The sequence below is a fragment of the Streptomyces sp. NPDC021115 genome (genome assembly GCF_044333065.1).
Lineage (GTDB): Bacteria > Actinomycetota > Actinomycetes > Streptomycetales > Streptomycetaceae > Streptomyces.
This window is the reverse complement of record NZ_JBIRQF010000005.1, coordinates 87419-97494: the sequence shown is the minus strand read 5'-3', so window position 1 is coordinate 97494 and position 10076 is coordinate 87419. Positions and strand designations below refer to the sequence as shown.

At 69.4% G+C, this 10076-nt stretch carries 13 protein-coding genes and 1 pseudogene; 7 read left to right on the top strand and 7 right to left on the bottom strand.

Annotated features, from left to right (window positions below; translation table 11 throughout):
- The first annotated feature begins 4 nt into the window (after positions 1-4).
- Both ACH4TL_RS18095 and ACH4TL_RS18090 read left to right on the top strand, forming a co-directional pair.
- Positions 5-211 (top strand): MbtH family protein, encoded by a 207-nt coding sequence (locus ACH4TL_RS18095; protein WP_398315138.1) that lies wholly within the window; start codon positions 5-7, stop codon positions 209-211.
- 94 nt (positions 212-305) lie between these two features.
- Entirely contained in the window at positions 306-728 is a 423-nt protein-coding gene (locus ACH4TL_RS18090; RefSeq protein ID WP_398315136.1) for a CoA-binding protein, read from the top strand.
- Positions 729-1059: 331 nt separating this feature from the next.
- Here the strand turns inward: ACH4TL_RS18090 and ACH4TL_RS18085 are convergent, their stop codons facing one another.
- From ACH4TL_RS18085 to ACH4TL_RS18075, 3 genes are all read right to left on the bottom strand, one after another.
- Positions 1060-1536: a glycine-rich domain-containing protein gene (locus tag ACH4TL_RS18085; RefSeq protein ID WP_398315134.1), complete on the bottom strand. Its 477-nt coding sequence runs from the start codon at positions 1534-1536 to the stop codon at positions 1060-1062.
- Between the two features lie 285 nt (positions 1537-1821).
- Positions 1822-2175 (bottom strand): hypothetical protein, encoded by a 354-nt coding sequence (locus tag ACH4TL_RS18080; protein ID WP_398315132.1) that lies wholly within the window; start codon positions 2173-2175, stop codon positions 1822-1824.
- Entirely contained in the window at positions 2172-2684 is a 513-nt protein-coding gene (locus ACH4TL_RS18075; RefSeq protein WP_398315130.1) for a hypothetical protein, read from the bottom strand. Before ACH4TL_RS18075 ends, ACH4TL_RS18080 begins: the two co-directional genes overlap by 4 nt.
- Positions 2685-2827: 143 nt before the next feature.
- Between ACH4TL_RS18075 and ACH4TL_RS18070 the strand changes: the two genes are divergently transcribed.
- Both ACH4TL_RS18070 and ACH4TL_RS18065 read left to right on the top strand, forming a co-directional pair.
- Positions 2828-4009: a helix-turn-helix domain-containing protein gene (locus ACH4TL_RS18070; protein WP_398315128.1), complete on the top strand. Its 1182-nt coding sequence runs from the start codon at positions 2828-2830 to the stop codon at positions 4007-4009.
- 304 nt (positions 4010-4313) lie between these two features.
- Positions 4314-4634 (top strand): annotated as a pseudogene (locus ACH4TL_RS18065) (GNAT family N-acetyltransferase); the annotation flags it as partial.
- A 6-nt stretch (positions 4635-4640) separates the two neighbouring features.
- Here the strand turns inward: ACH4TL_RS18065 and ACH4TL_RS18060 are convergent.
- The gene (locus ACH4TL_RS18060; protein ID WP_398315126.1) at positions 4641-5195 is read right to left on the bottom strand and encodes a YbaK/EbsC family protein; all 555 of its coding nucleotides are present in this window, start codon (positions 5193-5195) and stop codon (positions 4641-4643) included.
- Between the two features lie 66 nt (positions 5196-5261).
- Positions 5262-5834 (bottom strand): helix-turn-helix domain-containing protein, encoded by a 573-nt coding sequence (locus ACH4TL_RS18055; protein ID WP_398315124.1) that lies wholly within the window; start codon positions 5832-5834, stop codon positions 5262-5264.
- Between the two features lie 111 nt (positions 5835-5945).
- On the opposite strand from ACH4TL_RS18055, the gene ACH4TL_RS18050 reads away from it, so the two are divergent.
- Both ACH4TL_RS18050 and ACH4TL_RS18045 read left to right on the top strand, forming a co-directional pair.
- Positions 5946-6812 (top strand): EamA family transporter, encoded by an 867-nt coding sequence (locus ACH4TL_RS18050; RefSeq protein WP_398315122.1) that lies wholly within the window; start codon positions 5946-5948, stop codon positions 6810-6812.
- 43 nt (positions 6813-6855) lie between these two features.
- Positions 6856-7404 (top strand): gamma carbonic anhydrase family protein, encoded by a 549-nt coding sequence (locus tag ACH4TL_RS18045; protein WP_398315120.1) that lies wholly within the window; start codon positions 6856-6858, stop codon positions 7402-7404.
- Positions 7405-7462: 58 nt separating this feature from the next.
- Here the strand turns inward: ACH4TL_RS18045 and ACH4TL_RS18040 are convergent, their stop codons facing one another.
- Positions 7463-8146 carry a DedA family protein gene (locus ACH4TL_RS18040; protein ID WP_398315118.1) on the bottom strand — a complete coding sequence of 228 codons (684 nt, stop codon included), beginning with the start codon at positions 8144-8146 and terminating at the stop codon, positions 7463-7465.
- Between the two features lie 205 nt (positions 8147-8351).
- On the bottom strand, positions 8352-8804 hold the full coding sequence (locus tag ACH4TL_RS18035) for a DUF4442 domain-containing protein (RefSeq protein WP_398315116.1): 453 nt from the start codon (positions 8802-8804) through the stop codon (positions 8352-8354).
- A gap of 84 nt (positions 8805-8888) precedes the next feature.
- On the opposite strand from ACH4TL_RS18035, the gene ACH4TL_RS18030 reads away from it, so the two are divergent.
- Positions 8889-9974 (top strand): hypothetical protein, encoded by a 1086-nt coding sequence (locus tag ACH4TL_RS18030; protein ID WP_398315114.1) that lies wholly within the window; start codon positions 8889-8891, stop codon positions 9972-9974.
- The last annotated feature ends 102 nt before the right edge of the window (positions 9975-10076 follow it).

The window sequence follows — 10076 nt, the reverse complement described above, 5'->3', positions numbered from 1 at the left end:
CGACATGGACGACAACGCCCGCTACCAGGTGCTCCGCAACGACGAGGACCAGTACTCGCTGTGGCCCGCCGACCTCGACGTGCCCGACGGCTGGCAGACCGTCGGCAAGGAGGGCACCAAGGAGGAGTGCTCGGCCTACGTCGACGAGGTGTGGACCGACATGAGGCCGCGCAGCCTGCGCGAGCGCATGGCGGCCGACTCGGCCTCCTGAACGACCGTCCCCGGCGCCCCCGCCGGGGAATCTCCGGGGCGCGGTGTCCGTTTCCGCCGTCAGGAGGCCGGACACCGCACCCGCAGGAGGCACCATGTACGGCGACGCAGCGACGATCCGCACCATCCTGGACGGACTGGGAGACACCTGGGCGGTCGTCGGCCTGTCCAACAACCAGGCCCGTGCGGCCTACGGCGTGGCCGGGGTGCTCCAGCGCTACGGCAAGCGCGTCGTTCCCGTGCACCCGAAGGCCGAGACGGTGCTCGGCGAGCCCGGGTACGCCACGCTCGCCGAGATCCCGTTCCCGGTCGACGTGGTCGATGTGTTCGTCAACTCCGAGCTGGCCGGGCCGATCGCCGACCAAGCCGTGACGATCGGCGCCAAGGCGGTGTGGTTCCAGCTCGGCGTGGTCGATCCGGCGGCGTACGAGCGGACCCGTGCGGCGGGTCTCGACATGGTGATGGACCGCTGCCCCGCGATTGAACTTAACTCCCCACCTTACGGGTTGCTCCCCTGACCTGCGCGGACATGAAGAAGCCCCGCCCGGCGCCACGTGGGGAGCGCACGGACGGGGCGGTCTTGAGTTGCGGACCTACGGGACGACGCCCTTGCCTCCGCACCTGTTGCACGGCACGGCGTACGCGACGCCTCCATGAGCGACCACTGTCGCCGTCATCCGCGGGCCACGCCGACGAGTGCAGCCGCAGGCGTTGTCCGGACGGGGCGTGGGGCCCTGAAGTTTCTTGACGATCGCCACCAGCTCCGCTTGATTGGGGTTCACCCACTGTATGGACATAGCCACCTCCCGTGACGATGGTACGGAGTTATCGACCGTCGGTCAGCCGTTCTTAATTCGGGCCGCTAGGACCGTCGCCGTCCGGGTCGCCAGTGCAGCTGCCCTCGGGGCCGCCGGGGCTGTGCGTGCAACTCGCAGCGACCGGGATGGAGGTGTCTTCCGGCGCCAGCCACAGCGCGTCATCCACGGTGTATCCCGCGGCGACGATCGCACGCTGTGTGCGCGTGATCGCGGCCAGGTTGTGCCGCGACGGGTCCCGCGGCTCCGGGGTGTGGTGGACGAACGTACCGAGCTTGTTGCACAGCTTCCGATACACGCGGGTGTGCAGAATGAGCGTGTGGCATCCTTCGTCAACGACGCGGGACGGGACGAGCGGTTCCCGTGACTCCGCCACGGCCGCGAGGTACTTCACCGCCTCGTCGACGATGCGACCGGCCATGTCCGGGCTCAGTTCGGGGTTGTTGTTCAGGACGGTGCCGACGACCGCTGTACGGTCCGTCTCGGGCAACAGGGCTGTACCGTTGGTCATGTGCCTACCTCTCTGTTCGGGGGTGCACGGCCCTCGTCCCGGCACTGGCCTCCAAGCGCGTGCTTGGGACGAGGTCTTCCTTTTGGAGGGACGGCTCCCGCCCCGCTCGACGCGACCGGGAAGCGGGACGGGGGCCACAGCCCGAGAGGGAGCCGTACATTTCTCCCGGACCGTCATCCTGTCCGCCGACGTTCCAGCGTCGAACAGACAGGGGGCGTGATGCGGGAGCCTCCGGTACCTATCCGCGTCACTCCCCAGCGACGCTCGAAGGCTCCCGCGCGGTGGCTAGCGACTCCCGGCGCTGGCCACCGCACCTCCCTTCTTGCTGTGCGCAATTCGCGAGAAGGAAGGAAACCAGGTAGCGCGACGTTTACGGTCGGCCGACGAAACGTCGGCGTTCCCGGGCGGCGTCCGATGAGAGTCTTCGATCGTCTGTAGCGCGTCACCCAGCGTGCAGTGCAGCAGCACGCCTACAGCGCGAAGATCATCGGCGGTAGCGTTTTCGTCGGACAACACGCTCGCGGCCATCTGCATGATCGGCCGCCCGATGCCGGAAGGTCCCGTTGTCGTCAAATCCTGAGCAGCAACGTCGGATTGCGTCATCAGCTTCGACAGCGCCTCCAGGAAACTCCGGTTCATGCGACGCCTCCGTGCGGCAACAACGTCACACCCGGAGCGATCGTCTGTCCTCGCCAGCGCAAAGCGCGGGTCGGCGTCTGCGGCGCTTGCGGTGCCCCCAGGGCGGGTGTCTCTTGCTTCTCGCGCAGGGCCGGAGGAAGAGGGCGATGCCCGGCGTCATATTCGTCGTCGACGGCCAGAACCGTTCCACCAGCTCCGCTGACGAGTTGCCGAAGATGAATCATCACCTCGGGGTCGAACGCGATGCGGTCCCACGACGCGACGAGGCAGACAAGCTTGCGTCCTTCACCTTCCAGAGGCATCGCGTGGTCCATTCCGCGCCACGACGGCCGACGATCGGACACGGCGCCTTCTCCGCGGTCGACCCATTGCCCGGCTACCTGCCAACCCATGCGGGCGGCGTACACCCGGCATGTGGCGATCCGCTCGCTCAACAGGGCCGTCTGCGTCGTCTCCTCGCGGTCGTAGATGAATGCGATGGTGGGCAGCTCGTCGTTCACGTCGTTCATATCGTGGCTCCCGGTCGTCGTTGCCGTGTGTAACTAGGTAACTGCGGGGAAACTATGATCAGTTAACACAAAAGTTGCACAACGAGGCGTCAGGTCCGCCTGGAGGGGCGGACGTACGGCCGTTCACATGCGAATCTGTAGTCATGCACAGCACACCGTCAGCGGGCGAGAACATCGCGGTCTTGCGGAAGTCGCGCGGCATCAATCAGTCAGCTCTAGCGCGTCGGATGGGGATCTCGCTCTCGTACCTGAGCAAGATCGAGACAGGCCTACGTCCTGCCACTCCCCCGCTCGTGGCGTCGGCGGCGTCTGCCATGAACGTGACGACGGCGCGCATCTACGGCGACCCGTTCGTCGAGCCGTCCACGCAACACGAGCTGCTGAACGGGCTTCGCACGGTGGTTCGCCGTCACACCCTGCCGCGAGAGGACGTCCCTCCCCTCGACGAGCTGGCGGCATCTCTTGCGACGGCTGCGGAACTCCGAGCCGATACGCGCTACGTAGAGCTGCTGCAGCTCCTTCCCACGTTGCTTGGGCAGGTGACAGCGACGGCCATGTCGTCGGATGGTGACGCCGTGGCGTGGGGGCAGGTAGCTGATGTGTACAGCTGTGCGTATGCCGTGGCGCATAGGTTCCGTCAGCCGGATCTGGCGGACATGATCGTCAGCCGTCAAACGTGGGCGTCTCAACAGACGTGGAACCCGGCGGCCGAAGCTGCTGCTGCGTGGAACGAGGCGGGTACGTACCAGTCTGCGGGCGAATACGCCGATGGGCTCGCCATCATTGAGCGGGCCATCGTCCGGTATGAGTCGGCCCCGGGCGACGGCCTGGAGCACGTCGTTCACCTTGGTTCGCTCCATCTCCGCGGCATCGTCCTGGCGTCCCGCCACGAGGATGCGAACGCCACCGCGGACCACGTACGTCGAGCGAAGTCGTTGGCTGAGCAGATCAACGGGCCCGACGTCCTCCAGCACAATCTGACCTTCGGACCGGGCAACACATCGTTGTACGAACTCGCTGCCCAGATCGAACTGAACGCACCGGACAAGGCCGCCGAGGTGGCGGCTCCGCTGCTGGCGTCTCCTCCCCCGGGGCTCAAGCCGTCGCGAGTTGGTCGGCTGGCTATCGACGCTGCCCGCGCTCGTCTGGCAATAAAGGATCTGGCGGGAGCGGAGGAAGCCTTGACACAGGCTCACCGGGTGGCTCCGCAGATGGCGGAGATCCACCCGATGGCACGGGAAGTGTTGCGAGTGTTGTGGACGCTTCATCAGCGGAGTCGGCCGGAGCTGCTGGTCATGGCGAAGCGATCAGGGCTGGCGGACTGATCCGGAATGCAAAAAGCCCCCCCCCGGGTGGTCCCGGTCGGGGGCTGTTTGTGTTGCGGTCTTCAGGTCTGGCTGTTGCTCACGGGGCGATGCTGACACGTACATCCGGAGCCGACGTACTTCGCGTGGTCCTCGGGGCGTCGCTCGTCGACTGCTCGGGCGCAGGAAGGGCAGATCATGCGCCCCTTTCACGCGCACTCTTGAGGAGGTTTGCCAGATCCCGCACGCCCCGGGCGCCGGTCGGGTAGTCGATTCCAGCTTCGCGAAGCGCGTCGTCGACGGCCGCAAGCTCGGCACGAAGACGAGCTTCGTCGTGGACGGGGACGAGCCCGGCGCCGCGCATCTGGCGGCGTGCGCGGTGGGGCGGGTGGAGGAGCGGATGCCCGCGCCCGCCCACCCCACGGGACGCTTCGGATTCGTCTTCAACGTGTGCACCGACCTCCGCTACCGCGGCCGCGGTTACGCCCGCGCCACCACCGAGGCGCTGCTCGACTGGTTCACCGGGCAGGGCGTCACCCGCGTCGATCTGCACGCCACGGAGGACGCAGAGGAGCTGTACCGGAGCCTGGGCTTCGCCGAGCACTCCATCGCCCTGTCCCTGGACCTGTCCCGGCGCCGCGGCTGACCGGCGCTACGTGCCCAGTCCCTCCAGCACGACCGCGCCCGGCAGCCCGGCCAGCACCTTGCCCGGCACGATGAGCTTGCCCCGGCGGCTGCCGCTGCCGATGAGCGCGTACGGGATGTCGGCGACGGCGGCGTCCAGCAGCAGCGGCCAGTCGGCGGGCAGCCCGATCGGGGTGATGCCGCCGAACTCCATGGCGCTCTCCCCGGTGGCCGTCTCGATCGGCGCGAACGACGCCTTGCGGGCGCCCAGATGGCGGCGTACGACCCCGTTGACGTCGGCCCGGGTGTGGGCGAGGACCAGGCAGGCGGCGAGCGTGGTCTCGCCGCCCCGCTTCCCGGCCACCACCACGCAGTTGGCAGACTGCTCCAGCAGCCAGGAGCCGTAGTTCTCCACCAGCACGGCCGTGTCGGCCTTCTCGGGGTCGGTGTCCACGTACAGCACCTGCTCCACCGGTTCGGTGCCGCGCCAGTCGCGCAGCGCGTCGGCGACCGGGGCGGTCAGCAGGTCCAGGCATTCCACGGCGGGACGGACCTCGTCGAAGGCATCCATCGGGGTAGGCATGCGGCTCAAGCTAGCAGGCCGGACGGGGTGCGCAGGCCCAGGTTTCCGGGGTGCGCGGCCCTCGGCTCAGCGGGCGGGCGGCACCGACACCGCCATGGTCATCTCCACCGGTACGTCCCCGTCGTTGCGGTACGTGTGCGGGGCGTCGGCCTCGAAAGCCGCCGAGGTGCCGGTCGGTACGGTGTACGTCCGGTCCCCGACGACCAGGGTCAGCTCCCCCTGGGTCACCCGCAGCAGCTCGAAGGTCCCGGCCGGATGCGGATCGGAGGTGCTGCCGTCGCCGGGCATCAGCCGCCACTCCCACATCTCCAGCGGGCCTTGCGCCTCGGTGCCCACCAGCAGCGCGGTGTAGCTGCCCGCCTCGGTGGACCACATCCGCACGGCCTGGTCGGCGGGGACGAAGGTCACCTGCGGCCCCTGCTCGTAGTCGAGCAGCGTGGTGATGCTCACGCCGAGCGCGTCGGCGAGCTTCACGGTGATGCCGACGCTGGGGTTCGTACGGGCCTGCTCGATCTGGATGATCATTCCCCGGCTGACCCCGGCCCGGGCGGCGAGGGCGTCGAGGGTGAAGCCGCGTTCGTTGCGCCAGCGCTTGAGATTGCGGGCGAGCGACTGCGTGAGCTGATCCAGGTCCGTCACGGCATCCCGTCCATTCCGGGCCGTCCACTATCGTGAATGGCATAGTCGAACAAAGTGAACTACGGTGGGGTGTACTCCAGCGTCCATCACACTGTACGGCGAGGTCTCCCCATGTCCGCACTCTTCGCTCTGGCCACCAGCCTCATGTGGGGGCTGGCCGACTTCGGCGGAGGGCTGCTCACCCGGCGCACCCCCGCGCTCACGGTGGTCGTCGTCTCGCAGATCATCGCGGTGACCGTGCTCGGCGCGATCGTGGTGGCCACCGGTGGCTGGTCCGAGGCCGGGCCGCAGCTGTGGTTCGCCGCGGCGGCGGGTGTGGTGGGCCCGGCCGCCATGCTCAGCTTCTACCGGGCGCTCGCGCTCGGCCCGATGGGCGTCGTCTCCCCGCTCGGCGCGCTGGGCGGGGTCATGGTGCCGCTCGCGGTCGCGGTCGTGCTCGGCGAGCGGCCCGGACTGCTCCAGCTGGCCGGGGTCGTGGTGGCGGTGGCCGGGGTGGTCCTGGCGGGCGGGCCGCAGACCGGCGGAGCCCCCGTACAGCGGCAGACACTACTGCTCACCCTGGTCGCCGCGCTGGGCTTCGGCTCGGTGATGGCACTGATCGCCGAGGCGTCCTCCACCCTGACCGGGCTGTTCCTGGCGCTGTTCGTGCAGCGGGTGTGCAACGTGGTGGTCGGCGGCAGCGCGCTGCTGATCTCCGTACGGCGCGGCACCCGCGCGCTGCCCGAGGGCGGACCGCGCGTCGTCGCGGCGTCGCTTCCCGCGCTCGCCCTCGTGGGGCTGGCCGACGTCGCCGCCAACGGTACGTACAACCTGGCCGCCCACCACGGGCCGGTCACCATCGCCGCCGTCCTCGCCTCGCTGTACCCGGTGGTGACCGCCCTCGCCGCCCGCGGGCTGCTGGGCGAGCGGCTGCGCGCGGTGCAGGCGACCGGCGCCGGGCTCGCCCTGGTGGGCACCGTGCTGCTGACGGCGGGCTAACGTGCCGGGGACGGCAGAGACGGACCGACCGAAGGAGACGGCAGTGGCGGAGCGGGCACTGATCGCGGGAGTGGGCGGCAAGGAGCCGAAGGTCGACCCGGAGGCGTTCACCGCCCCGACCTCCGTGGTGATCGGCGATGTGTCGGTGGCCGCGGGGGCGAGCGTCTGGTACCACGCCGTGCTGCGCGGCGACGCCGAGTCGATCAGCGTGGGCGCGCAGAGCAACATCCAGGACAACTGCACCGTGCACGCCGACCCCGGCTTCCCGGCCAGCGTCGGCGAGCGCGTGACCGTGGGGCACAACGCGGTGCTGCACGGCTGCACCGTCGAGGACGACGTCCTGGTCGGCATGGGCGCCACCGTGCTGAACGGCGCACACATCGGCGCGGGCTCGCTGATCGCCGCCCAGGCGCTGGTGCCGCAGGGGATGCGGGTGCCGCCGGGCTCACTGGTCGCGGGAGTTCCGGCGAAGGTCAGGCGCGAGCTGACCGAGGAGGAGCGGGAGCACGTCCGGCTGAACGCCGAGGGCTATGTGGAACTGGCCCGCCACCACCGCGCTGCGACGGAGGAGCGGGCCGGTCAGGACGGCTGACGTAAAGCCGCTGCTCGGCAGCGGCTACTCGGCGGCAGCGGCTACTCGGCGGCAGCGGCTACTCGGCGGCCGGGACGGGCTCCGGCTCGGCCGCCTCGGCCGCCACCGACTGCCGGACGGCCCCCTCCTGGGCCTTCTGCTGGGCCTTCTTCGTGCGCCACTTCATCACCAGCATCGAGCCGAGGCCGAAGGCCAGCGCGGCCACGAGCCCGAGGTAGGAGAAGCGCTTCAGCCAGTCCTCGGCGACCTTGCCGACCGAGTAGATGACCGCCGTGGTGCCGCCCGCCCACACGATGCCGCCGAGCACGTTGGCGATGGCGAACTTCCAGTACGGCATGCGCAGCACACCCGCGAGCGGGCCCGCGAAGATGCGCAGCAGGGCGATGAAGCGGCCCACGAAGACCGCCCACATGCCCCACTTCTGGAAGGACCGCTCGGCGGTCGCCACATGCTCGGCGCTGAAGTGCTTGGGGAATTTACGCCCCAGCCATTCGAGCAGGGGCTTACCGCCCTTGCGGCCGATGAGATACCCGATGGAGTCGCCGATCACGGCACCCGCGATGGCGCAGGCCCCGAGGATGTACGGGTCGATGTGGTCCTGCGACGCCGCCAGCAGCGCGGCGGTGATGAGGATGATCTCTCCGGGGAGCGGGATGCCCAGGCTTTCGAGGCCGATGACCAGGCCGACGAGCAGATACACACTGATCGCGGGTACGGTCGCGAGCCATTCCTCGATGTGCAACGCCGGTTCCCTCCCATATGCCGATCCATCGTCGGCGCACGCCCGATCGAGCGCGCTTTTGGAAGCGTACTCAATCGGCGCGTCCGCCACATTCCACGATGGGTGGTCCTGGCCACATCGGCTCGCCGGACGACCCCGTACGAGGGGGAGGCGGGGCCGTACGGGGGAGGGTCGGGGGCCCGTACGGGGGCGGGGCGGCCGGGGCTCAGCCCTTGGGCCGCAGCGTCCAGGTGATGGACATCTCCCCGGTGACCGCTCCGTCCTCGCGGGTGATCTCGACCCGCACCGGGAATTCGGGGCGCTCGCCCGCGTCGAGTCCGGCCAGCACCTCGGCCGCCGGACGGCCGATCCTGGCGGTCGCGGTGACCGGCCCCTTGGCGAGCTTCTTGTAGTCGATCTCGGCGCGCACGGCCAGCGGCACGGCGCGCTGGAGCTGGTCGCCGAAGGCGGCGAGCACGACCGCGCCGGACGCGGATTCACCCAGGGTGAACATCGCCCCCGCATGCGGTCCGCCGACGTGGTTGTGGAAGTCGGACTGGTCGGGCAGGCGGACCACGGCGCGCTCGGCCGACGTCTCGGCGAACTCCAGGTTCAGGGTCCGGACCATGGGCACGGTGGCGGCGAGCATGTCGCCGATGGACGGCAGCGTCTCTGACATGCACCGAAAGTTACCATCGAGTAGCAAATTCGGGAATGGGGCGGCCGTAGCCGCTGTCGGTGGCCCCCTCTATCGTTATCGGCCATGTGGCCAGGACAGCAGCCGCCCGGGGGCGAGCAGAACCCGCAGGATCAGAACCCCTATCAGCAACCGGGGTACCAACAGCCCAACCCGTACCAGCAACCGGGCTATCAGCAGCCGAATCCGTATCAGCAGCCACAGCCGGGCTACCCCGGCCAGGGGGGACAGCAGCCGGGACCGCAGCAGGGTTACGGACCGCCGCAGAACCAGCCCGCACACGGCTGGAATGCGCCCCCCGGACCGGCCGGGGCACCGCAGCCGCCGCAGAAGAAGCGCACGGCGACCATCGCCATCGTCGCCGCGATCGCCGTCGTCGCGGCGGCCGTGATCACCGGCGCCGTCGTCCTGAACCAGGAGGACGGCAAGGACGACCAGGCCAAGGACGACAAGAAGCCCGCCGCCTCCTCGTCCTCCGCCTCCTCCGCCCCGGCCGAGGACCCCTCCGCCGGTGACGAGGACAACCCGCGCGCGGGTGGCGGCGCGGCCGCGGTGAAGCCGGTGATACCCGGCTGGCAGACGGTCGTCAGCCCCAAGCGGCACGATGCCTTCGACGTGCCCGCGAACTGGTCGGTGAAGAAGCCGGACCTGAGCATCGGCTTCGAGGACGACAAGGGCAACCCGCTCGTCATCATGTCCGCCCCGGCCAAGTACAAGGAAAACGCCTGCACGGTCAAGGGCAAGGACGGCGAGGACGAGACCAGCGGCATCGCCGGGGTCGGCACCAAGGGCGCGCAGGGCGCCAAGACCGAGGCCTCCGCCGCCAAGATCGAGGCCGAGAACTGGGTCTTCGCCGCCTTCGACCAGAAGCAGACCGGCACCCGCAAGGTCACCGACGCCAAGCCGTTCAAGAGCGAGCACGGGCTCAAGGGCTACACGTCCACGGCGACGGTCACCGGCGTCAAGAAGACCGACAAGTGCGTCACGGACGGCAAGGCGGTCACCGTCACCTACACGGACGTCAACGGCGACTTCGCGACCTGGGTGCTCTACTCCGCCAAGGGCGTCAAGGACGAGGTCCCGGACTCCACCATCAAGAAGATCATGAGCTCGTTGCGGCCGGTGAAGTCCGAGGGATCGTCGGGCTACTGATCGACGGGCTACGGGCCGACGGGCCGCGGATCGACGGGCCGCCGACCGACGTGGCCGAAATCCCGTTGGACGCCGGGGGCCGCTCCCGGGGACAGTCTGCCG

Excerpts from the sequence above, each read along its gene's own strand:
- ACH4TL_RS18075 (WP_398315130.1), bottom strand. The coding sequence starts at position 2,684 with ATGAACGACGTGAACGACGAGCTGCCCACCATCGCATTCATCTACGAC.
- ACH4TL_RS18030 (WP_398315114.1), top strand. The coding sequence starts at position 8,889 with ATGTGGCCAGGACAGCAGCCGCCCGGGGGCGAGCAGAACCCGCAGGAT.
- ACH4TL_RS18080 (WP_398315132.1), bottom strand. The coding sequence starts at position 2,175 with ATGAACCGGAGTTTCCTGGAGGCGCTGTCGAAGCTGATGACGCAATCC.
- ACH4TL_RS18060 (WP_398315126.1), bottom strand. The coding sequence starts at position 5,195 with ATGCCTACCCCGATGGATGCCTTCGACGAGGTCCGTCCCGCCGTGGAA.
- ACH4TL_RS18095 (WP_398315138.1), top strand. The coding sequence starts at position 5 with ATGGACGACAACGCCCGCTACCAGGTGCTCCGCAACGACGAGGACCAG.
- ACH4TL_RS18050 (WP_398315122.1), top strand. The coding sequence starts at position 5,946 with ATGTCCGCACTCTTCGCTCTGGCCACCAGCCTCATGTGGGGGCTGGCC.
- ACH4TL_RS18070 (WP_398315128.1), top strand. The coding sequence starts at position 2,828 with ATGCACAGCACACCGTCAGCGGGCGAGAACATCGCGGTCTTGCGGAAG.
- ACH4TL_RS18090 (WP_398315136.1), top strand. The coding sequence starts at position 306 with ATGTACGGCGACGCAGCGACGATCCGCACCATCCTGGACGGACTGGGA.
- ACH4TL_RS18035 (WP_398315116.1), bottom strand. The coding sequence starts at position 8,804 with ATGTCAGAGACGCTGCCGTCCATCGGCGACATGCTCGCCGCCACCGTG.
- ACH4TL_RS18085 (WP_398315134.1), bottom strand. The coding sequence starts at position 1,536 with ATGACCAACGGTACAGCCCTGTTGCCCGAGACGGACCGTACAGCGGTC.